This is a genomic window from Variovorax sp. GW821-FHT09D07 (genome assembly GCF_059416345.1).
Window position 1 is genome coordinate 264,931 of the sequence record NZ_JBWKOY010000001.1, and the last position, 22,560, is coordinate 287,490.

At 66.9% G+C, this 22,560-nt stretch carries 16 protein-coding genes and 1 tRNA gene; 7 read left to right on the forward strand and 10 right to left on the reverse strand.

Annotation, left to right across the window (positions count from 1 at the left end; all coding sequences use genetic code 11):
* The 9 genes from rbfA to AC07OX_RS01285 all read right to left on the reverse strand — a co-directional run bounded on the left by rbfA (window position 1) and on the right by AC07OX_RS01285 (window position 12,490).
* On the reverse strand, window positions 1-372 hold the full coding sequence (gene rbfA, locus AC07OX_RS01245) for a 30S ribosome-binding factor RbfA (RefSeq protein WP_070060772.1): 372 nt from the start codon (window positions 370-372) through the stop codon (window positions 1-3).
* 21 nt (window positions 373-393) lie between these two features.
* Entirely contained in the window at window positions 394-3,381 is a 2,988-nt protein-coding gene (gene infB, locus AC07OX_RS01250; RefSeq protein ID WP_495262527.1) for a translation initiation factor IF-2, read from the reverse strand.
* Window positions 3,382-3,404: 23 nt separating this feature from the next.
* Window positions 3,405-4,889, reverse strand: a complete 1,485-nt coding sequence (nusA, locus tag AC07OX_RS01255; protein WP_062479821.1) for a transcription termination factor NusA — start codon at window positions 4,887-4,889, stop codon at window positions 3,405-3,407.
* 17 nt (window positions 4,890-4,906) lie between these two features.
* Window positions 4,907-5,536 carry a ribosome maturation factor RimP gene (gene rimP, locus AC07OX_RS01260; protein ID WP_495262528.1) on the reverse strand — a complete coding sequence of 210 codons (630 nt, stop codon included), beginning with the start codon at window positions 5,534-5,536 and terminating at the stop codon, window positions 4,907-4,909.
* Window positions 5,537-5,723: 187 nt separating this feature from the next.
* Window positions 5,724-6,932 (reverse strand): YbfB/YjiJ family MFS transporter, encoded by a 1,209-nt coding sequence (locus AC07OX_RS01265; protein WP_307693528.1) that lies wholly within the window; start codon window positions 6,930-6,932, stop codon window positions 5,724-5,726.
* A 19-nt stretch (window positions 6,933-6,951) separates the two neighbouring features.
* Window positions 6,952-8,586 carry an ABC transporter ATP-binding protein gene (locus AC07OX_RS01270; RefSeq protein WP_495262529.1) on the reverse strand — a complete coding sequence of 545 codons (1,635 nt, stop codon included), beginning with the start codon at window positions 8,584-8,586 and terminating at the stop codon, window positions 6,952-6,954.
* 5 nt (window positions 8,587-8,591) lie between these two features.
* Window positions 8,592-9,635, reverse strand: a complete 1,044-nt coding sequence (locus tag AC07OX_RS01275; RefSeq protein WP_495262530.1) for an ABC transporter permease — start codon at window positions 9,633-9,635, stop codon at window positions 8,592-8,594.
* A complete protein-coding gene (locus AC07OX_RS01280) occupies window positions 9,628-10,641 on the reverse strand; it encodes a microcin C ABC transporter permease YejB (protein WP_062479827.1) in 1,014 nt (337 codons plus the stop codon). The genes AC07OX_RS01275 and AC07OX_RS01280 overlap by 8 nt, the downstream gene beginning before the upstream one ends.
* A 16-nt stretch (window positions 10,642-10,657) precedes the next feature.
* Window positions 10,658-12,490, reverse strand: a complete 1,833-nt coding sequence (locus tag AC07OX_RS01285) for an extracellular solute-binding protein (RefSeq protein ID WP_495262531.1) — start codon at window positions 12,488-12,490, stop codon at window positions 10,658-10,660.
* Window positions 12,491-12,527: 37 nt separating this feature from the next.
* Here AC07OX_RS01285 and fabI point away from each other — a divergent pair, with 37 nt between their 5' ends.
* A complete protein-coding gene (gene fabI, locus AC07OX_RS01290) occupies window positions 12,528-13,310 on the forward strand; it encodes an enoyl-ACP reductase FabI (RefSeq protein ID WP_495262532.1) in 783 nt (260 codons plus the stop codon).
* Window positions 13,311-13,341: 31 nt separating this feature from the next.
* A complete protein-coding gene (locus tag AC07OX_RS01295) occupies window positions 13,342-14,190 on the forward strand; it encodes a DNA ligase (RefSeq protein WP_495262533.1) in 849 nt (282 codons plus the stop codon).
* 132 nt (window positions 14,191-14,322) lie between these two features.
* On the opposite strand, the gene AC07OX_RS01300 is transcribed toward AC07OX_RS01295, so the two are convergent.
* On the reverse strand, window positions 14,323-16,623 hold the full coding sequence (locus tag AC07OX_RS01300) for an Orn/Lys/Arg family decarboxylase (protein ID WP_495262534.1): 2,301 nt from the start codon (window positions 16,621-16,623) through the stop codon (window positions 14,323-14,325).
* A 216-nt stretch (window positions 16,624-16,839) separates the two neighbouring features.
* Between AC07OX_RS01300 and AC07OX_RS01305 the strand changes: the two genes are divergently transcribed.
* The 5 genes from AC07OX_RS01305 to AC07OX_RS01325 all read left to right on the forward strand — a co-directional run bounded on the left by AC07OX_RS01305 (window position 16,840) and on the right by AC07OX_RS01325 (window position 22,555).
* On the forward strand, window positions 16,840-17,265 hold the full coding sequence (locus AC07OX_RS01305; RefSeq protein ID WP_495262535.1) for an NfeD family protein: 426 nt from the start codon (window positions 16,840-16,842) through the stop codon (window positions 17,263-17,265).
* 59 nt (window positions 17,266-17,324) lie between these two features.
* Entirely contained in the window at window positions 17,325-18,254 is a 930-nt protein-coding gene (locus AC07OX_RS01310; RefSeq protein WP_056580537.1) for an SPFH domain-containing protein, read from the forward strand.
* Between the two features lie 35 nt (window positions 18,255-18,289).
* A tRNA-Ser gene (locus tag AC07OX_RS01315) sits at window positions 18,290-18,380 on the forward strand.
* A 126-nt stretch (window positions 18,381-18,506) separates the two neighbouring features.
* Window positions 18,507-21,536 carry a hybrid sensor histidine kinase/response regulator gene (locus AC07OX_RS01320; protein ID WP_495262536.1) on the forward strand — a complete coding sequence of 1,010 codons (3,030 nt, stop codon included), beginning with the start codon at window positions 18,507-18,509 and terminating at the stop codon, window positions 21,534-21,536.
* Window positions 21,537-21,847: 311 nt separating this feature from the next.
* On the forward strand, window positions 21,848-22,555 hold the full coding sequence (locus AC07OX_RS01325; RefSeq protein ID WP_062470253.1) for a response regulator: 708 nt from the start codon (window positions 21,848-21,850) through the stop codon (window positions 22,553-22,555).
* Window positions 22,556-22,560 lie beyond the last annotated feature (5 nt).

Genomic DNA, 22,560 nt, shown 5'->3' on the forward strand with positions numbered 1-22,560 from the left:
CTAGTCGTCTTTCGAGCGCGAAGCAACGGCCTGTGCGATGAGCGCATTCATGTCGGCCGCACGCTCGGTGGTGCGGTCGAACAGGAAGTGCAGCGTCGGCACGGTGTGGATGTGCAGGCGCTTGAACAGGCCGTTGCGCAGGAAGCCTGCGGCCTGGTTCAGCGCTTCGGTGGTCTCGGCCACGTCGCCCGTGAGCAGGCTGAAGAAGACCTTCGCATGCGCATAGTCGGGCGTGACCTCGACCGCCTGGATCGTGACCATGCCCACACGCGGGTCCTTCAACTCGCGCGCGATCAGCTCCGTCAGATCGCGCTGGATCTGGTCGGCGACCTTGAACGCGCGGTTGGGTGCGGCTGCTTTTCTTTTCGGCATGGCCTGTCTCGCGTCGAACGCTTACAGCGTCCGGGCGATTTCCTTGATCTCGAAGAATTCGAGCTGATCGCCCTCTTTGATGTCGTTGTAGTTCTTGAGCTTGATACCGCACTCAAAACCTTCGCGGACTTCGCGGACATCGTCCTTCATGCGCTTGATCGAGTCGACTTCGCCGGTGTAGATCACCACGTTGTCGCGCAGCAGGCGGAAATGCGCGCTGCGGTTGACCGAGCCCGAAGTGACGTACGAGCCGGCCACGGTGCCGATCTTCGAGGCCACGAACACCGTGCGGATCTCGGCCGAGCCGATGATCTCTTCGCGGCGCTCCGGTGCCAGCATGCCCGACATCGCGACCTTGATCTCGTCGACGGCGTCGTAAATGATGCTGTAGTAGTTCAGCTGAACGCCATTGCCTTCGGCCAGCTTGCGCGCACCGGCATCGGCACGCACGTTGAAGCCGATGACCACTGCCTTCGACGCGATCGCGAGGTTGATGTCGCTTTCGCTGATGCCGCCGACGCCGGCGTACACGATCTGCACCTTGACTTCTTCGGTCGCCAGCTTGAGCAGCGACTGAGCCAGGGCTTCCTGCGAACCCTGCACGTCGGCCTTGATGATGATGCGCAGCGTCTGCACTTCGCCCGCCGACAGGTCGGTGAACATGTTCTGCAGGTTCGCGGCTTGCGCCTTGGCCAGCTTGGTGTTGCGGAACTTGCCCGCGCGGTAGGTGGCGATTTCGCGCGCACGGCGCTCGTCGGCCATCACCATGAACTCGTCGCCCGCCTGCGGCACTTCGGTCAGACCCTGGATTTCGACCGGGATCGACGGACCTGCCGACTTGGTGGCCTTGCCGTCTTCGTCCAGCATGGCGCGCACGCGGCCATAGGTCGAGCCGGCCAGCACCACGTCGCCGGTCTTGAGCGTGCCGGACTGAACCAGCACGGTCGCGACCGGGCCGCGGCCCTTGTCGAGCTGCGCTTCGATGACCAGGCCCTTGGCGGCGGCATCCACCGGCGCCTTGAGTTCCAGCACTTCGGCCTGCAGCAGCACCTGTTCGAGCAGGTCGTCGATGCCCTGGCCGGTCTTGGCCGACACCGGCACGAACGGCACGTCGCCGCCGTACTCTTCGGGCACGACCTCTTCAGCCACCAGTTCCTGCTTCACGCGGTCCAGGTTGGCGTCGGGCTTGTCCACCTTGTTGATCGCAACCACGATCGGCACACCCGCCGCCTTCGCGTGCTTGATGGCTTCCTTGGTCTGGGGCATGACGCCGTCGTCGGCCGCCACCACCAGGATCACGATGTCGGTGGCCTGCGCACCGCGGGCACGCATGGCGGTGAACGCCTCGTGACCCGGGGTGTCGAGGAACGACACCATGCCGCGTTCGGTTTCCACATGGTAGGCGCCGATATGCTGCGTGATACCGCCGGCTTCGCCCGCGGCGACCTTGGCGCGGCGGATGTAGTCCAGCAGCGAGGTCTTGCCGTGGTCGACGTGACCCATGACGGTCACGACCGGTGCGCGCGGCAGGGCTTCGGCCTGTTGCGCCGACACGTCCTCGTCGGTGAAGGCTTCGGGGTCGTCCAGCGCGGCAACCACCGCGTTGTGGCCCATTTCCTCCACGATGATCATCGCGGTGTCCTGGTCGAGCGACTGGTTGATGGTCGCCATCATGCCCAGCTTCATCAATTGCTTGATGACTTCCTGCGCCTTCACGGCCATCTTGTGCGCGAGCTCGGCGACCGTGATGGTCTCGGGCACGTGCACTTCGAGCACGCGCGCCTCGACCGGTGCGGCCGGTGCGTGCTGCTCGTCATGACCGCCACGGTCGTTGCCGCGACGGCCACGCGGGCCTCCGCGCCAGTTGCCGCGGCTGACACCCCCGCTGGCATCGCCGCGGGTCTTGATTTCCTTCTTCTTGGCAGGATCGCCGGCCCAGCTCGACGAGAGCTTGGCGGACTTGACTTCCTTGCCGGCACCGGCGGCGGCCGACGCTGCGGCGCCAGGGGCCGCAGGGGCGCCCGGGCGGCCCGGCGGCGTGGCCGGCTTGTGCAGCGTGCCCTTGACCGTCGACTTTTCAGGCTGCGGCTTCTCCGGCGCCTTGTGCGGCACCAGCACGCGGGCCGGTGCGTTCATCATGGCGCGGATGGCTTCGGCTTCGGCCAGGGCCTTGCGGCGACGCTCGTCGAGGTCCTTGGCGCGGGCGGCTTCTTCGTCGGCACGGGCCTTCGATTCGGCGGCGGCCTTGGCCTTGGCGTCTTCCTTGGCCTGCGTGGCGGCGTTCTGTGCGGCCAGCTTGGTGTCGGCAGCCTGCTTTTCGGCAACGGCAGCGGTCTCTGCAGCAGCAGCAGCGGCAGCCACGGCAGCCGGTGCGGCCGGGGCAGCCACCGGCTGCTTCGCGGCTTCCTTGGCCGAAGCGGCGGCGGCTTCAGCGGCCTTCTTCTCGGCGGCGATGCGCGCAGCTTCCTGCTCGGCCTGTTCGGCGCGCTCGGCCTTTTCGGCCTGCTCGCGTTCGCGGGCTTCGGTTTCTTCGCGCTGGCGACGCTTCTCGGCCAGCTCTTCTTCCTGGCGGCGGATCAGCTCGGCCTGGCGGCGTGCGTCTTCCTCGCGGCGGGCCAGTTCGGCTTCGTCGATCTGGGGCGCGGCCGGTGCGGCGGACGTTTCGGCCGCCTGCTGCTGCGCGCCTTCGGCCGTGGCCGGGTGGCCTTCATCGCGCTGGATGAAGGTGCGCTTCTTGCGCACTTCGACCTGGATGGTGCGGGCGCGACCGGTGGCGTCGGCCTGCTTGATCTCGCTGGTCGACTTCTTGGTCAGCGTGATCTTCTTGCGCTCGGGCTCGGCCGTGCCGTGGCTGGCCTTCAGGAAGCCGAGCAAGCGCTGCTTGTCGGCCTCCGTGAGTGCATCGGTGGCGGCCGCTTTGGGCACGCCTGCGCTCTTGAGCTGGTCAAGCAAGGTTTCGGGAGTCTTCTTGAGCTCGTTCGCGAACTCGGCGACAGTGGTACTGGACATATTGCTTTCGTGCCTCCATACCGTCACTCTTGGCCGGCGAACCAATGTTCGCGGGCTTTCAAGATGAGGGCTTTGGCGTCATCGGCGCTCAGGCCGGTGATTTCGGTGAGTTCATCGACCGCGAGGTCGGCCAGGTCGTCACGGGTGTTCACACCCGCTTCAGCCAGCTGCGGAATCAGGTCGGGATTGAGGCCTTCGAGGTCGCGCAGGTTCTGCGAGACGGTTTCGACACCTTCTTCCTTGGCGATTTCCATGGTCAGCAGCGCATCCTTTGCACGGGCGCGCAGCTCATTGATGGTGTCTTCGTCGAAGGCCTCGATCTCAAGCATCTCGGAGATCGGCACGTAGGCCACCTCTTCGAGGCTGTTGAAACCTTCCGAAATCAGGATGTCGGCGATTTCCTCGTCGACATCGAGCTTTTCCATGAAGAGCTTGCGGCTGGCATCGGTCTCGGTCGCCTGCTTCTGGGCCGACTCGTTCGCGTCCATGATGTTGATCTTCCAACCGGTGAGGTCGGAAGCCAGGCGCACGTTCTGGCCGCCGCGGCCGATGGCGATCGCGAGGTTTTCCTCGTCCACCACCACGTCCATGGCGTGCTTTTCTTCGTCGACCACGATCGACGAGACATTCGCCGGCGCCAGGGCACCGATCACGAACTGGGCCGGGTCTTCGCTCCACAGCACGATGTCCACGCGCTCGCCGGCGAGTTCGTTCGTGACGGCGTTGACGCGGGTGCCGCGCACGCCGACGCAGGTGCCGATCGGGTCGACACGCTTGTCGTGCGAGAGCACGGCGATCTTGGCGCGCGAACCGGGGTCGCGGGCGCAGCTCTTGATTTCGAGCAGACCTTGTTCGATCTCGGGCACTTCCTGGCGGAACAGCTCGATCATGAACTCGGGGGCCGAGCGCGACAGGATGATCGGCGCGCCGCGCAGCGTCAGGTCGACCTCCATGATCATGGCCCGCACGCGGTCGCCGTTACGCAGGTTTTCCTTGGCGATCATCTCGCTGCGGCGCAGGCGCCCTTCGACGCGCCCGGCTTCCACGATGATGTCGCCCTTGTCCAGACGCTTGACGGTACCCACGAAGATCTTGTCGCCGCGTGACATGAAGTCGTTGAGCAGCATCTCGCGCTCGGCGTCGCGGATCTTCTGCAGGATCACCTGCTTGGCAGCCATGGCACCGATGCGCCCGATCGGCACCGAATCGACGGATTCCTCGATGTATTCGTCGACCTCGATGTCGGGCATCTCCTCACGAGCCTCGAAGAGCAGAATCTCCTGGTCGGGCAGTTGCAGGCCGGCTTCGTCGGGTACCACGTGCCAACGGCGGAAAGTTTCGTAGTCGCCGCTGTCGCGATCGACCGCCACGCGGATATCCACGTCACCCTGATGGAGCTTCTTGGTGGCTTGCGCCAGTGCGGATTCGACCGCGCCGAAGACCACGTCGCGCTCGACGTTCTTCTCGCGCGAGATCGCATCCACCAACATCAACATTTCGCGATTCATGCCACCACTCCTCTTGTTCAGTCCGGAACGTTCGTTCCGTCGTCAATATCCGAAAAACCCGGTTGGGTTTTGGCCTTGCGGCCCTTGAAATCCACAATCGGCGCGAGCCGCGCATCGCGCAGCTCGTCCAATACGAAGCCCAGCGCATGCAACGGTGCAGGCGCGCGCTTCTTGCTCACTTTTTGACCCGGCTTGGTCTCGGGCGCATCGCTCCAGACGATCTGCCAACCCGAACCGCCTTCAGCACGCTCCAGCGTGCCGCGAAACTTCTTGCGATTGGCCGACACCTGGCCCGCCGCGGCAGCGCCCATGGGCGCCTTGAGGGTGATGTCGATCACCGCGCCCATGAATCGCTCGAAATCCTGTTCATTGCGCAAGGGGCGATCGATACCGGGCGAGGAGACCTCGAGCCGCTTGTAATCGACCGCATCGACTTCCAGCGCGAATTGCAGCTGGCGCGTGACCTTCTCGCAGTCTTCCACCGTCACGAAGGGTTCGGGCACGCCGGCCGCCACATCTTCAGAGATGGGGGGCGTCCAGGGCAAATCAATCGTCACGCGCAGCAATCCACCGGCCGAGCGCTCGACCTCGACCAGGTCGTAGCCGAGACCGGCCACGGTTTGTTCTACTGTTTGCTGCAATGCCACGTGTTTGAAAGCGCCTTCTGAATCAATGCCCAAGCCGCAGCACCCGCCCACCACGGATGCCACGACGCCAAATAATTGCTGCTTGAGAATGCATAGACCAAAAAAAACGGGCGGTTGGTACCCGCCCGTTTGGTCGTGAGCCTCGAATTATATGCTATTCGCGTGCATAAATGAAGGACATCGGTATTCAGGCGGCCACAGGGCGCCGGTATTTCGACCAGACCACGGCAAACAGCACCGCGCCCAGGGCCAATGCGGCTGCCGCCACCAGCAAAGGCAGCTCGAAAGAACCGGTGCGCTGGGCCAGAGGCGCCGCAAACAGCGGCCCGATGATCTGCCCCACCCCGTAGGACGCCGTGGCATAGCCGATCAGCCCGGCCGCGGCATTGCCGCGCAGCCGTCGGGCTTCCCGCATGGCGAAAAGCGTGATGGCGGTGAAAGGCATGCCGAGCAACAGGCTGCCGAGCGCAAAACCCGCAATGGTCGGCCAAGCCACTGAAAAAACGACGCCGAGCGCCTGCAATGCATAAGCGGCGGCCAGCAGCAGCCGGTTGTCCCAATGCACCGGGGCGCGGGCGCCGATCAATGCGCCCGGAATGATGGCCGCGCCGAACAACGGCCAGAAGAAATCCGGCCATGGCGATCCCGGCAGCGCCTGCCGGGCGATCACCGGCAGGAAGGTGGCCGTAATGATGTAACCAAAGCCTGCCAGCCCATAGAGCGCGACCAGCCAGATCGCATCGCTTCGGGCTGACGCCGATCCAGAGGCACTGCCCGCTGCAACAGCCGGACTCGCCACCGCCCCGCCCGCCGGCGCCCCCGCCCGCTCGCCGTCATCGAACACCCGCCAGATCACCGCGATCAGCGCCACGGCCAGCAGCCCGAGGCCGATCCAGCCCGCTTCCGAACCCCAGCGGCCCAGCGCCCCGCCCAGCAGCCCGGTCATGGCGATCCCGATGCCCGGCCCCGTGTAGATCACGCCGGCCAGCGTGGGCGCGTTCGTCTCGGCCAGCCGGCGCAGCCCCCAGCCGGAGGCGAACACGAAGACCCAGGCACTCATCACCCCGGCCGCCGCGCGCAGCACGCCCCAGCCGACGAAGCTGTGCAGCAGCCCCATGCCGACCAGCAAGGCGGCCGTGGCGAGCAGCCCGCCGCGCACCATGCTCGACGCCTTGATGCCGATGGCCGCGCAGCTGACCGCGCCGAAGAAATAGCCCAGGTAATTAAGAGACGCCAGCAAACCGCCGCCGGCCAGCTCGAGCTTTCCCTCGCTCAGCATGATGGGCAGCATGGGCGTGAAGGCGAAGCGTCCCAGGCCCATGGCCACCGCCAGCGTGACCATGCAGGCCAGCGCCGCGCGCCAGGCACCGCGCCGGTCGTGTCCGATATTCGACATTTCCACCCGTCTCCGTTTTTTATTCCAGCAGCGCCGCAGCCACCAGCTTCTGTGTGTAGGGATGCTCGGGAGCGTCGAGAACGCGCAGGGCCGGCCCGGATTCGAGGATCGCGCCATCCTTCATCACGATGACCTGGTGCGCCATCGCGCGGATCACCTCGACGTCGTGGGTGATCAGCAGGTAGCTCAGCCCCCGCTCGCGCTGCAGCCGCTGCAGCAGGCCGAGCACCTGCTTCTGGATGGTCACGTCGAGCGCGCTGGTGGGCTCGTCGAGCACCAGCAGCCGCGGATCGACGATCAGCGCCCGGGCGATCGCCAGCCGCTGGCGTTGCCCGCCCGAGAACTCGTGCGGATAGCGGTCGAGCAGCGCGGGAAACTGCGCCTCGCCCAGCCCCACGTCGGCCAGCGCCGTGAGCGCGCGCGCCCGGCGGGCCGCGGCGTCGAGTTCGGGCGCATGCACGCGCAGCCCCTCGCCCACGATCTGCTCCACCGTCATGCGCGGCGAGAGCGACGAGAACGGGTCCTGGAACACCACCTGCATCGTGCGGCGCAGCGCGAGGTCGGAGGCGCGGTCCACCGCCCAGCCCTTCCCCGTCACCTGCAGCTCGCCCCGGTGCTTGAGCAGGCCGAGCGCGGCCAGCGCCAGCGTCGACTTGCCCGACCCCGATTCGCCGACCACGCCCAGCGTCTCGCCCGGCGCAATCCGGAAATCGGCGCCCTGCACGGCAACGAACTCGCCTTTGCGGAACCAGCCCGCAAAACCAGGGCGCGACACCGGATAGCTCACGCGCAGCGCCCGGGCCCCGAGCACCGGCGGCGCCGCGCCATCGGCGGCCGCCTCGGCCACGTCGCGCGCCGGATGGCTGTCGATCAGCTTGCGGGTGTAGGCATGCTGCGGCGCCTCGAACACCGTGCCCACCGGACCGTGCTCGACGATGTGGCCGCGCTCCATCACCGCCACGCGGTCGGCGAAACGGCGCACCAGATTCAGGTCGTGGGTGATGAGCAGCACGGCCATGCCGTATTTGCGCTGCAGGTCGGCCAGCAGCTCGAGGATCTGTGCGCGCACCGTGACGTCGAGCGCCGTGGTCGGCTCGTCCGCCAGCAGCAGGCGCGGCTTGCAGGCCAGGGCCATCGCGATCATGGCGCGCTGGCGCTGCCCGCCCGAGAGCTGGTGCGGATACGACCTCGCCCGCCGCGCCGGTTCGGGAATGCCGGTGTCGGCCAGCAGCTGCACAGCGGCCTCTTGCGCGGCGCGGGCCGACAGCCCTTCGTGCAACTCGAGCACCTCGGCGATCTGGTCGCCCACGGTGTACAGCGCATTGAGCGCGGTCATCGGCTCCTGAAAGATCATCGCGATCTCCTTGCCGCGGATGCCGCGCAGTTCGCGCTCCGGAATCGACAGCAGGTCGCGTGCACCGCGCTGCGCCTGCGACCCCGACAGGGTCGCCACCCCGTCAAGGTCGGCGTTCTGCACCAGCCGCAGCAGCGACAGCGCCGTGACCGTCTTGCCCGAGCCCGACTCGCCGACCAGCGCCAGCTTTTCGCCGGCGGCGATCTGCAGGTCGATGCCATGCACCACCGGCTTGCCGCCGAAGGCGACGCGCAGCCCCTTCACGTCGAGCAAGGACTGGTTCTTCGTTGTGTCGCGCATCGTCGTCATTTGTCGGCCTTCCGGGGGTCGAGCGCATCGCGCAGCGCGTCGCCCATGAAGGTCAGCAGCATCAGCGTGACGACCAGCACGCAGAAGGTGGACAGCGAGATCCACCACGCATCGATGTTCCCCTTGCCCTGGCTCAGCAGTTCACCGAGCGACGGCGTGCCGGGCGGAACGCCCAGGCCGAGGAAGTCGAGCGAGGTCAGCGCGAGGATGGCCGCGCTCATGCGGAACGGCAGGAAGGTGACGACTGGCACCATGCTGTTGGGCAGGATGTGGCGCCACATGATCTGCAGGTTGCCCACGCCAAGCGCGCGCGCGGCGCGCACGTAGTCCATCTGGCGATTACGCAGGAACTCGGCGCGCACGTAGTCCGACAAGCCCATCCAGCCGAACAGGCTCAGCAAGATCAGCAGCAGCGACACGCTTGGCGTGAAGATCGCGCTGAAGATGATCAGCAGGTACAGCTCGGGCATCGCGCTCCAGATCTCGATCAGGCGCTGGAAGGTCAGGTCGATCTTGCCGCCGAAGAAGCCCTGCACGGCGCCGGTCGCGATGCCCAGCACCACGCCGACCACCGTGAGCGCCAGCGCGAACAGCACGCTCACGCGAAAGCCGTAGATCAGTTGGGCCAGCAGGTCGCGCCCGCGCTCGTCGGTGCCCAGCAGGTTCGCGTGCGAAGGCGCGGCGGGGTTCGGCGGCTTCGAGAAGTAGTTGAGCGTGGCCGGGCCGTAGCGGTTGGGTGCATACAGTGCCCAGTTGTCGCCCTGGGTGATGCGCTGCTCGATGAAGGGGTCGAGGTAGTCGGCGGGCGTTTCGAAATCACCGCCGAAGGTCTTCTCGGAATAGTCGCGCAGCACGGGGAAGTAGGTCTGGCCCTCGTAGCGCACCACCAACGGCTTGTCGGTGGAGAGCACGTCGGCGAACAGGCTCAGCACCACCAGCGTCGAGAAGACGACCAGGCTCCAGAACCCCAGCGGGTTGCGGCGGAAACGGCGCCAGGCACGGCGCCCGGGGCTCAGGGACACGGCGGCGGCTTCAGTCAAACTTCACCCTCGGATCGACCCAGACGTAGCAAAGATCGGAAATGAGCTTGGTCACCAGTCCGATCAGCGTGAACAGATACAGCGTGCCCAGGAACACCGGGTAGTCGCGCCGCAGCACGCTCTCGTAGCTCAGCAGGCCCATGCCGTCGAGCGAGAACAGCGTCTCGATCAGCAGCGCGCCCGAAAAGAAGGCCCCGATGAACGCCGTCGGAAAGCCCGTGATGATCGGGATCAGCGCATTGCGGAACACGTGCTTCCACAGCACCTGCCGCTCGGCCAGCCCCTTGGCGCGCGCCGTCAGCACGTACTGCTTGCGGATCTCCTCGAGGAAGGAGTTCTTGGTGAGCATCGCGGTGATCGCGAAGCTGCCCAGCACCATGGCCGTCACCGGCAAGGTGATGTGCCACAGGTAGTCGACGATGCGCGCGCCCCAGCTCAGCGACTCCCAGTTCGGCGAGGTCAGCCCGCGCAGCGGGAACCACTGCAGCTGGCCGCCGAAGATCACCAGCAGCGCCACGCCCAGCACGAAGCCCGGGATGGCGTAGCCGACCAGCACCAGCAGCGTCGTGAAGAAGTCGAAGCGCGAGCCCGCGCGCACGGCCTTGGCCACGCCCAGCGGCACCGCGATGAGGTAGCTGATGAAGAAGGTCCACAGCCCCAGGCTGATCGACACCGGCAGCTTCTCCTTGATGAGCTGCCACACGTCCTTGCTCTGGAAGAAGCTCTTGCCCAGGTCGAAGCGGGCGAACTGCTTGAGCATCTGCCAGAAGCGCTCGGGGGCCGGCTTGTCGAAACCGTAGAGTGCCTTGATCTCGGCCACCTGCTTGGCGTCGAGCGTGCGGCCGGTGGGGCCGCCCGAGATGCGGTTCTCCTTGTTGGTGAGTTGCGAGAGCAGCTGCTCGGCCGGACCGCCCGGCACGAACTGCACGATCGCGAAGTTGAGCAGCAGCACGCCGAACAGCGTGGGAACGATCAGCAGGAGGCGTCGGATCAGGTAGGCGGCCATGCGTGTTCTTGTTCTCTTACTTGGCGCTCGGCTCGATCCACCACATCGTCAGCATCGCCGACCCCGCCAGCAGGCGCTGCGGCAGTGGCGCGTCCGGGCGACGCAGCTTTCGCTTGTGGGCAATGAAATACTGCTTGCCGTAGTACATCGGGGTCATGTAGTGCTGGTGGAGCAAGTAGCGGTCCAGCAACCGCGCGGCCGCCGCGAGCGAGGCGCGGTCGTGGCTGTTGACGATCACCTCGACGATCTCGTCGACCACCGGGTCGCTGATGCCGCTCAGGTTCTGGCTGCCCTTCTCGCTCGCCGATTTCGAGCTGAAGTCGTCGTACAGCTCGTTGCCCGGGCTCGACGAGCCGCCCACGAGGCTGATGGCCATGTCGAAATCGAAGTCGTCCAGCTTCTTCTTCAGCAGGCTCGGGTCGCGCAGGCGGTAGTCCAGGCGGATGCCCAGCTTGCCGAGGTTGCGCGCATACGGCGCGAGCACCACGCCCGAGCTGCGGTCGGCGATGTCGATGGTGATCACGAACGGCGTGCCGGCCTTGTCGCGCAGCGCGCCGTCGCGGTAGCTCCAGCCGGCCTCCTTCAACAACTCCTGCGCCTTCACGAGATTGCGCCGCAGGCCTTCGGCGGTGTCGCCGCTGCTGTCGGGGCGCGGCAGCTCGCCCTTGGTGTTGTCGAGGTAGCGCTGCCGCGTCTTGAGCTTGTCGATCAGCGCCTGCTCCTCGGGGCTGACCTCGGGCTGGGCCATGAGGTCGTCGCTGTTCTGGAAGTAGCTCTGGGTGCGCCCGCGGCGGCTGTAGAACAGGTGGGCGTTGAGCCAGTCGAAGTCGAAGGCCAGCGCCAGCGCCCTGCGCACGCGCATGTCGGCGAAGCGCGGCTGCCGCAGGTTGGGCGCCAGGCCCTGCATGCCGGTGAAGCGGCGATGCGCGATCTCTTCCTTGACCAGCTCGCCGGAGTCGAAGCGGCGGCCCTTGTAGCGGCGCACCCACGCGATGATCGAGCGCTCTTCCATCGCGTCGAGCGCGCCGGCCTTGAGCGACTCTTCTTCGCCGAGCGAGTCCTTGAAATACTGGTACGACACCGTGTCGTAGTTGAACATCCCCTTGCGCACCGGCAGGTTGGCGGCCCAGTAGTCCGGGCGCCGGCGGTAGGAGATGAACTTGCCGAAATCGACCCTGTCCACCACGTACGGCCCGCTCGCGATCGGCGGCTCGGTCACGATCTGGTCGAACGGCTTGCCCTTGCCCCAGGCGCTGGAGAACACCGGCAGCCCGCCGATGATCATGTGCAGCTCGGCGTTCTGGCGCACGAAGTCGAAGCGAATGGTGCGCTCGCCCGTCACCACGGCCTCCTTGATGTCGGCCCAGTACGAACGGAAGGTCGGCCCGGCCGCCTTGCTGCGCAGGGTATCGAAGGAGTACTTCACGTCTTTCGCCAGCACCGGCGAGCCGTCGGAAAACCGCGCCTTGGGGTTCAGCCGGAACGTGACGCTCAAGCGGTCAGGGGCCAGCTGGATGTCTTCGGCCAGCAGGCCGTACTGCGAGAAAGGCTCGTCCTCGCTCGGCGTGGTCAGCGAGTCGAAGAGCAGGCCGTACTCGGAGAACACGAAGCCGTTGGCGCTGTAGCCCATGCCCACCGGGGGCACGCCGCGCAGGGTGAAGGGGTTGAGCTTGTCGAAGCTGCCGGCGGCCGACAGGGTCAGGTCGCCGCCCTTGGGCGCGTTGGGGTTCACGTAGTCGAAATGCGTGAACGACGCCGGGTACTTGGGCTCGTAACCCATGCCCAGCCCGTGCGCCGCCCACGAGGGCAGCGCCAGGAGCGCCAACATCCAGAGCAGCCAACCTCGCATGCGAGAATTCTGCCCAAGATTTTCACGAGGCAACTTCATGGGCTTTCTTTCCGGCAAGAAACTGTTGATCACCGGTGTGTTGAGCAATCGCTCCATTGCATATGGCATTGCCAAGGCCTGTCACGACCAGGGCGCGGAACTCGCCTTCAGTTATGTCGGCGAGCGATTCAAGGACCGTATCACCGAATATGCCGCAGACTTCGGCTCGAAACTGATTTTCGACTGCGACGTGGGCGACGACGCGCAGATCGACAAGCTCTTCGCGGACCTCGCCCAGACCTGGTCCACCTTCGACGGCTTCGTGCACAGCATCGGCTTCGCCACGCGCGAATCGATCGCCGGCGACTTCCTGGAAGGCCTCTCGCGCGAAGGCTTCAAGATCGCGCACGACATCAGTGCGTACAGCTTCCCGGCCATGGCCAAGGCGGCCCTGCCCTACCTCAACGACAAGTCGGCCCTGCTCACGCTGACCTACCTGGGCGCCGAGCGCGCGCTGCCCAACTACAACACCATGGGCCTGGCCAAGGCCTCGCTCGAAGCCTCGGTGCGCTACACCGCCGCCTCGCTCGGCCCGAAGGGCATGCGCGTGAACGGCATCAGCGCCGGCCCCATCAAGACGCTCGCCGCCAGCGGCATCAAGAGCTTCAGCAAGATCCTCACAGCCGTGGCCGACGCCTCGCCGATCCGCCGCAACGTGACCATCGAGGAAGTCGGCAACGTGGCCGCCTTCCTGCTGAGCGACCTGGCCAGCGGCGTGACCGCCGAGATCACCTACGTGGACGGCGGCTTCAGCAACGTGGTCGGAGGCATGGCGGAATAATTTCCCCTCTCGGCTCCCAGCGCCTGCCACCGTGTTGAACCGACGCACCCTCCTCCTGTTCGCGGGACTGGGCGCAGCCCTTTCGGGTCGCGCCGCGTTCGCGCGCGCCGCCGCGCCTGCCCTGATGCTGGCCGAGGTGTACCGCCCCGGCATGTCGCTCGCGGGCTACTGGGTCAGCGAAAAGTTCGACGGCGTGCGCGGCTACTGGGACGGCCAGAAGCTCTGGACCCGTGGCGGCGAGCCCGTCATGGCGCCGGCCTGGTTCACCGCCTCGCTGCCCAAGCAGCCGCTCGACGGCGAACTGTGGGCGGGACGTGGCCGCTTCAACCACACGATGTCCACCGTGCGCAGCCAGACGCCCAGCGACACCGCCTGGCACGAGATCCGTTTCATGGTGTTCGACCTGCCCGCCCAGGGCGGCGACTTCAACACCCGCCTCGCGGCGCTGCGCAAGCTGCTGCCGATCACCGACGCGCCCTGGGTGATGGCCGTGCCGCAGCAGCCCGCGACCACGCACGAGGACCTGCAGGCGCTGCTCGACAAGACCGTGAAGATGGGCGGCGAAGGCCTGATGCTGCACCGGGGCGCGTCGATGTACCGCGGCGAGCGCAACAACGACCTGCTCAAGGTCAAGCCCTTCGAAGACGCCGAGGCCCGCGTGGTCGCGCACCTGCCTGGCAAGGGCAAGCACCACGGCCGGCTCGGCGCGTTGATGGTCGAGATGCCCGACGGCCAGCGCTTCCGGCTCGGCACCGGCCTGACCGACGCCGAGCGCGACCAGCCGCCGCCGATCGGCAGCCTGGTGACCTACCGCTACAACGGCACGCACCCGAGCGGGTTGCCGAAGTTCGCCCGCTTCATGCGCGTGCGCGAAGGCTGAACCAGGCACTCCCCCAGGCTTCGCGCACTTCGTGTCGCTTCGCCAACCCCCTCGCCGGGGGCAACACCAGCGGCCCGGCAAAGCCGGTTCCGCGGTGTTCCACGAACGGCCTCAAGCCGTTTGCTGTACGGGTTACTTTGCCGACTGACGCACGCAGTCCGCGTAGTACCGCTTCTTGCCCGTCTCGTCGATGCGCGCCACCAGGCCGTGGATGTCGGTCTCGAAGCCCGGGCACTGCAGGTTGAACTCGCGCGAGAACTTGAGGTAGTCGACGATCTTCTTGTTGAACACTTCGCCCGGGATCAGGAGCGGAATGCCCGGCGGGTACGGCGTGATCAGGCTGGTGGTGATGCGGCCTTCGAGCTCGTCGATCTCCACGCGCTCGGTCTTGCGGTGCGCGATGTGGGCGAAGGCGTCGCTGGGCTTCATGGCCGGCGTCAGGTCGCTCAAGTACATCTCGGTCGTGAGGCGGGCCACGTCGTAGCGCGCGTACAGTTGGTGGATGTGCTGGCACAGGTCGCGCAGGCCCAGGCGCTCGTAGCCCGGGTGCTGCTGGCAGAACTCGGGGAGGATGCGCCACATCGGCTGGTTGCGCGCGTAGTCGTCCTTGAACTGCTGCAGCGCCGTGAGCAGCGTGTTCCAGCGGCCCTTGGTGATGCCGATGGTGAACATGATGAAGAAGCTATAGAGGCCCGTCTTCTCCACGATCACGCCGTGCTCGGCGAGGAACTTGGTCACCACGCTGGCGGGGATGCCGGTCTCGGCAAAGTTGCCTTCCAGGTCCAGGCCCGGCGTCACGATGGTCGACTTGATCGGGTCGAGCATGTTGAAGCCATCGGCCAGCTCGCCGAAGCCGTGCCAATTGCGCGGCGACTTCTTGCTCTTGGGCTTGCCGTTCTTCTCGCCGTGCATGATCCAGTCTTCGGCGCGGCCGATGCCCTCGTCGACGAGCTTCTCGGGGCCCCAGACCTTGAACCACCACTCGTCCTTGCCGAACTCTTCCTCGACCTTGCGCATGGCGCGGCGGAAATCGAGCGCTTCCAGGATGCTCTCTTCCACCAGCGCGGTGCCGCCGGGCGGCTCCATCATGGCGGCAGCCACGTCGCAGCTTGCGATGATCGCGTACTGCGGGCTGGTCGACGAGTGCATCAGGTAGGCCTCGTTGAAGAGGTCGCGGTCGAGCGCGCGGTTCTGCGAGTCCTGCACTAGCACGTGGCTGGCCTGGCTGATGCCGGCCAGCAGCTTGTGCGTCGACTGCGTGGCGAACACCAGCGACTCCTTCGGGCGCACGCGGCGCTTGCCCATCGCGTGGTAGGCGCCGTAGAACGGGTGGAAGGCGGCGTGCGGCAGCCAAGCCTCGTCGAAGTGCAGCGTGTCGACGTAGCCGTCGAGCATGTTCTTGATGGTCTCGGTGTTGTAGATCACGCCGTCGTAGGTCGACTGCGTGAGCGTCATCACGCGCGGCTTGACCTTGTTCGGGTCCACGTCGGCCAGCAGCGGGTTGGCCTTGATCTTGGCCTTGATGGCGCTCTGCTCGAACTCGCTCTTCGGAATGGGGCCGATGATGCCGAAGTGGTTGCGCGTGGGCTTCATGAACACCGGAATCGCGCCGGTCATGATGATCGCGTGCAGGATCGACTTGTGGCAGTTGCGGTCGACCACCACCACGTCGTCGGGCGCCACCGTGTGGTGCCACACCATCTTGTTGCTGGTGCTGGTGCCGTTGGTCACGAAGAAGCAGTGGTCGGCATTGAAGATGCGCGCCGCATTGCGCTCGCTGGCCGCCACCGGGCCGGTGTGGTCGAGCAGCTGGCCCAGTTCTTCCACCGCGTTGCAGACGTCGGCGCGCAGCATGTTCTCGCCGAAGAACTGGTGGAACATCTGGCCCACCGGGCTCTTCAGGAACGCCACGCCGCCCGAGTGGCCCGGGCAGTGCCACGAGTACGAACCGTCTTCGGCGTAGTCGATCAGCGCCTTGAAGAACGGTGGCTGCACGCCTTCGAGGTAGCTCTTGGCCTCGCGGATGATGTGGCGCGCCACGAATTCGGGGGTGTCCTCGAACATGTGGATGAAGCCGTGCAGCTCGCGCAGGATGTCGTTCGGGATGTGGCGCGAGGTCTTGGTCTCGCCGTAGATGTAGATCGGCACGTCGGCGTTCTTGCGACGCACCTCGCCGATGAAGCTGCGCAGGCTCAGCACGGCCGGGTCGAGGTCGGGGCCGACCGAGAACTCTTCGTCGTCGATCGACAGGATGAAGGCGCTGGCGCGGCTTTGCTGCTGCGCGAACTGGCTCAGGTCGCCGTAGCTCGTGACGCCCAGCACCTCGAAGCCCTCGCTTTCGAAGGCCTGCGCGAGCGCGCGGATGCCGAGGCCCGAAGTGTTTTCGGAGCGGAAGTCCTCGTCGATGATGACGATGGGAAAGCGGAATTTCATGAGCGGGGCTCCGGACAGGCAGTCAGACAGGCAATGAGCGAGGCGCGAAGTGTACGGAATTCGGATGACGGATTGCGTCGGGCGCCTGCAAGCCCCGCAGGGCACGCCGGCCCGAGCAGCCCCAGCGGGCGCCATATCCCTACGCGACACAGGCGCATGGCGCGCCATGCCGCAGAATGGCGAAGGTCCAAGTAACAAAAGAAGAGAGGAGTTGCCATGGGAAATCCCACCGTCTGGTGGTTGATCGCAGGCGCGGCCATCGTGGCCGAGCTGTTGTCCGGCACGGTGTACCTGCTGCTGCTGGCCGCCGGCTTCGCCGCCGCAGCCATCGCCGCGCACCTGGGCTTCGGACTCGTCACGCAGCTGCTGGTGGCCGCCGTGGTCGGCGTGGGCGCGGTCGTGACCTGGTACCTGATCCGCCGCAACCGCCCTGCCGAGCCCTCCAGCGAGGCCAACCGCGACCTCAACCTGGACATCGGCGAGAGCGTGTACGTCGATGCCTGGAACCCCGACGGCACCGCCACCGTGCGCTACCGCGGCTCGCAATGGACCGTCGTGCTGCGCGCGGGCCATGCGCCCTCCACCGGCGAGCATCGCGTGGTCGAGGTGGTCGGCAGTCGCCTCGTGGTCGACAAGATCTAGCAGAGTTCTAACAGTTCAATCGGTCAGTCAGAAAAACGCATTCGAAAAGGAAGCACACCATGGAATTTTCCGTTCCTCTCATCATCCTGGTCATCGCGATCATCTTCATCAGCCAGTCGGTCAAGTTCGTGCCGCAGCAGAACGCATGGGTGCGCGAGCGCCTGGGCAAATACCACGGCACCATGACGCCCGGCCCGAACTTCCTGATCCCGTTCATCGACCGCGTGGCCTACAAGCACAGCCTGAAGGAAATCCCGCTCGACGTGCCCAGCCAGATCTGCATCACGCGCGACAACACGCAGCTGCAGGTCGACGGCATCCTGTACTTCCAGGTGACCGACCCGATGCGCGCCAGCTACGGCTCCTCGAACTACATCGTGGCCGTGACCCAGCTCGCACAGACCTCGCTGCGCAGCGTGATCGGCAAGCTCGAGCTCGACAAGACCTTCGAAGAGCGCGACGTCATCAACGCCCAGGTGGTGGCCGCGATCGACGAGGCCGCGCTCAACTGGGGCGTGAAGGTGCTGCGCTACGAAATCAAGGACCTGACGCCGCCCAAGGAAATCCTCTTGGCCATGCAGGCGCAGATCACCGCCGAACGCGGCAAGCGTGCGCTCATCGCCGCCTCGGAAGGCCGTCGCCAGGAACAGATCAACATCGCCACCGGCGAACGCGAAGCCTTCATTGCCCGCTCCGAGGGCGAGAAGCAGGCGCAGATCAACAACGCGCAAGGTGAAGCCGCTGCCATCACGGCCGTGGCCACCGCCACGGCAGACGCCATCGAACGCGTGGCCGCGGCCATCCGCCAGCCGGGCGGCGAACAGGCCGTGCAGCTGAAGGTGGCCGAGCGCGCCGTCGATGCCTACGGCAAGGTGGCCGCCGATTCGAAGACCACGCTCATCGTGCCGAGCAACATGACCGAGACGGCCGCGCTGATCTCGTCGGCCATGCGCATGATCCAAACCGGGAAAAGCGCCGGCCCGAACTGAAACGGCTGAAAACCCGCGCTACAATCGTGGGCTCAGGAGCGGTGGATGAGCGGTTTAAGTCGCACGCCTGGAAAGCGTGTGAGGGTTAATAGCCCTCCGCGGGTTCGAATCCCGCCTGCTCCGCCAGAGAAGTCATGAACAACGGGGCCTTGTGCCCCGTTTTTCTTTGGTGCCTGCGAACCCGCATCGGGGCACGCCAGTGCCCTACCATGGCAGGCATCTCCTGCCCGCACCGGTCACACGGATGCCATGATGCCCAGCGATCTCCCGCGCTTCTTCGGCTTCGGCGCTTCGCGCGCCACCCCACGCGGCGTGATCAGCCTGCTGAACCGCTACCAGCGCGCGCTGCTGTACGTGGGTGGCGCCGTCACCTCGCTCGTGCTGCTGGCCGCCACCGGCGTGATGCTCTCGTCGCAGGTGCGCGACTACGTGGCCGAGCGGCAGGCCGAGTTCAATGCGCGCAAGGCGCTGCTCCATCTCGAACTCTTCGTGCGCCAGGGCTCCGCGCGGATCAACATCTTTCACGAGGAAGGCGCCTGGGAACGGCGCGCACGCGCGCCGCAGTCGCTGGTCGACGCCTTCGCCGCGCACGACGGCCGGCTGGTGCTGCCCAGCAACAAGGACTTCCCGCCGATGCTGCTGCTGGGCGACCTCTCGGCGCAGCGCCCGGCCGACAGCTTCGCGCAGTACCTCGGGCTGGCCGAAGAGGTCGGCTACCGCTCGGCGGCCTACACGAAGACGCTGACGCTGCACTCCAGCTACTTCTATGCGCCCGACCTGCGCTTTTTGGCCGTGGTGCCGGCCCCCGCCGCGGCCGACCTGTTCGAGCGCCACGGCGCGCGCACCACCGAAGACCTCCTCAAGCGCATCGCGCCCCCCGAACTCGGCGACCTGAACGACCCGGCCGTCGTCGCCCGCCTGCGCGACAGCGGCACGGCCGTGTGGCTGCCGCCGGCCGTGAGCCCCTTCACCGGCGAGACGGTGCTGCGGCTGGCGCAGCCCGGCTTCCACGACGGCAAGCCCTTCGTCGTGCTGGTGAACGACTACCCGCTGGACATCATCACCGCGCACCTGTCGAACGAGCGCCACGACGAAGCCTCGATGTTCGTGGACCCGTCGGGCCGGGTGATCGCCGAAACGCACGGCCCCAGCGGCACCGAGGGCCTGCAGGCGCGCGCGCTGCAGCTCTCGCGGCCGTCGCTGGCCGCCAACGGCGCCACGCTGCAATACCGCGACGGCCTCTTCACGCTGCGCGCCCCGATCGCCGACGCCAACTGGACCTACCTCTACGCCTTTTCGTGGCGCACCATCGCGTCCGAGCTGGGCCTGCGGCTGGCGCTCTACGCGGGCGCCATGCTGCTGCTCATCGCCTTCGTCTGGGCCGCGCTGCTCTTGCTCGATCGCAAGGTGTTCCGGCCTGGCTATGCGCGCTCCCAGCGCATCGTGGAGAGCGAGAACCTCAACCGCACCATGGTCGCGACCACGCCCTCGGGCCTGGCGCTGCTGCGCTATCCCTCGGGCGAGGTGCTGCTGCAGAACCAGGTGATGCAGGCCTGCACCGACAACGCGCGCCCCCAAGACCCGCCCCTGCCGCAGCGCCTGCTGCACCTGTACGACGACGCGCCCGGCGCCCCGGAGTGGCTGCCCGACCTGGAACTGCCCGTGACGCTGGCCGGCGGCGAAGTCACCGAACTTCTCGTGAGCGTGGTGCGCACCAAGTACCAGGGCAGCGACGTGCTGCTGTGCAACTTCTCCGACATCACGACGCGCAAGAACGCCGAGCGTGCATTGGAAAGCGCGCGCGAGGCCGCGCACCAGGCCAACCATGCGAAGTCGGCCTTCCTGGCCATGATGAGCCACGAGATCCGCACGCCGCTGAACGCGATCATGGGCAACCTTGAGCTGCTGCAGCGCTCGCCGCTGTCGGCCGCGCAGAACGAGCGGCTCGGCGCCGTGACGTCGTCGTCGACCGCGCTGCTGGGCATCATCAACGACATCCTCGACTTCTCGAAGATCGAGTCGGACCAGATGCGGCTGGAGTCGATCCGCTTCGACCTCGCGGACACGGCGCGGCAGGTGATCGCGGTCTTCACGCCGCTGGCGCAGGCCAAGCGCCTGGCGCTCGATTGCGTGATCGACGACGCCCTCGCCCCGCACCACCTCGGCGACCCGACGCGCCTGCGCCAGCTGCTCATGAACCTGCTGAGCAACGCGATCAAGTTCACCGACACCGGCGACGTGCTGCTCGAGGTCTACCTGAAGGACGACGCCGACCCGGCCTCGCCGGTGGTGATCGGCGTGAGCGACACCGGCATCGGCATGACGGCGGCGCAGCAGAAGGCGCTGTTCGAGCCCTTCACGCAGGCCGACAGCAGCATCGCGCGCCGCTTCGGCGGCACCGGCCTGGGACTGGCGCTGTGCCGCCGGCTGGCCGGGCTCATGGGCGGAGACATCCAGGTGGTGAGTTCGCCGGGCAAGGGCAGCACCTTCCTGGTCACGCTGCCCTTGCCTGCCGCGCCCGCCCTGCCCCCGCGCGCGCCCGCAGCGCCGGCGGCCGACGCCGGCACGGCCGCACCGGCGGCGCACATCCTCGTGGTGGACGACCATCCGGCCAACCGCGAGCTGGTGAAGATGCAGCTCGAGGCACTGGGCTACACCTCCGACCAGGCCTCGGGCGGCCTGCAGGCGCTCGACCTGTTCGCCCGGCGGCAGCACGACCTCATCATCACCGACATCAACATGCCGGGCATGGACGGCTACACGCTGGCACGCGCGCTGCGCGCGCAGGGCTCGCGCGTGCCCATCGTGGCGCTCACGGCCGACGTTGCGGTGCGCGAACGCGAGCGCTGCGAATCGGCGGGCATCGACACCGCGCTGATCAAGCCCATCCTGCTGGACACGCTCGAACGCACGGTGCGCCAGTTGACCCTGCGCGATCCCGAGGCCGCTCCATCGCCTAACGCCCGTCGGCAGGACATCGCGCAAGGCACCCTGCCCGCGTCGGTGCACCAGCCGCTCGTGCAGTCACTGACCGACACCGCAGCGGCCATCCGCGCGGCGCTGGACGCCGGCGACAGCGCCGCGCTCGGCGCCGGGCTGCATTCGCTGCGCGGCGCCTTCGCACTGATCCACGAAGCCGGGCTCGCCGCCGACTGCGTCGCCATGGAAACGCAGCTGCGCGACGCCGACCTGCCCGCACTGGCGCAGGCCTTCGAGCGCTTCGAACCGGCGGCGCGCGCGGCGCTCGCACGCCGGGCCCCCGAGGGCGCGGCCGCGGCCTGAAGCCGCCCGGGTCCGAACCCGTTTTCGGACCCGATCCGATCCGCCGGCGCCCCCGGTCCTAGCCCTTCGGGCCCCGCGTCTTACAAATTAGGACGGGTCCTATGCATTGGCGGCCCGCTATCGGATCAGGCCGCTTAACGCAGGACCGATGCCCTCCTAAAGTCCAGTCATCCCCTGCTGGCATCGCCCGAGGCACCCGCCACCGGCCCCTTTTTCAGACGTCCCCGACGCCGGGGGCCGGGCGTTCGACAGCAGCCCTTCCTGCACGCGGCGCGCGCAGGTTCGATCCCTCTGTGTTCCACAGGTCCGCCATGAAGCCATTCAATCTCCGCGTCCTGATCGCGGACGACCATCCCGCCGTTCGCATCGGCATCGAGAGCACGCTGCGCGAAAGCCAGGCGGTCACCGTCGTGGGCGCCGCGCGCGACTCCACCGAGATGATGGAGATGCTCAAGCAGCACGACTGCCAGATCCTGGTGTCCGACTACGCCATGCCCGGCGGCCTGCACGGCGACGGCATCGCGCTGTTCGCGCTGGTGCGCCAGCGCTACCCGCGGCTGAAGATCGTGGTGATGACCATGCTGGACAACCCCGGCATCATCCATTCGCTGCTGGACATCGGCGTGCCCTGCATCCTGAACAAGGCCGACTCGGTGAGCCACCTGCTGCCGGCCGTGCATGCGGCCTACGCAAGCGGACGCTACCTGTCGCCCAGCATGGCGGAGATCGCCGCGCGCACCGCGCCGCACCGCACCGACACCCAGCCGCACGCCATGCTCTCCAAGCGCGAGCTCGAGGTGGTGCGCATGTTCGTGTCGGGCCTCACGGTGACAGAAATCGCCGAGCGGCTGCACCGCAGCAAGAAGACCATCAGCACGCAGAAGGGCTCGGCCATGGCCAAGCTCGGCATCCTGCGCGACATGGACCTCGTGCGCTACGGCATGGAGACGGGGCTCATGAGCACCTCGGCGGCACCACCGCCGCCACCGCCGGGCCTGCCGGCGTTGCCCTGGCCCTGAGGCCA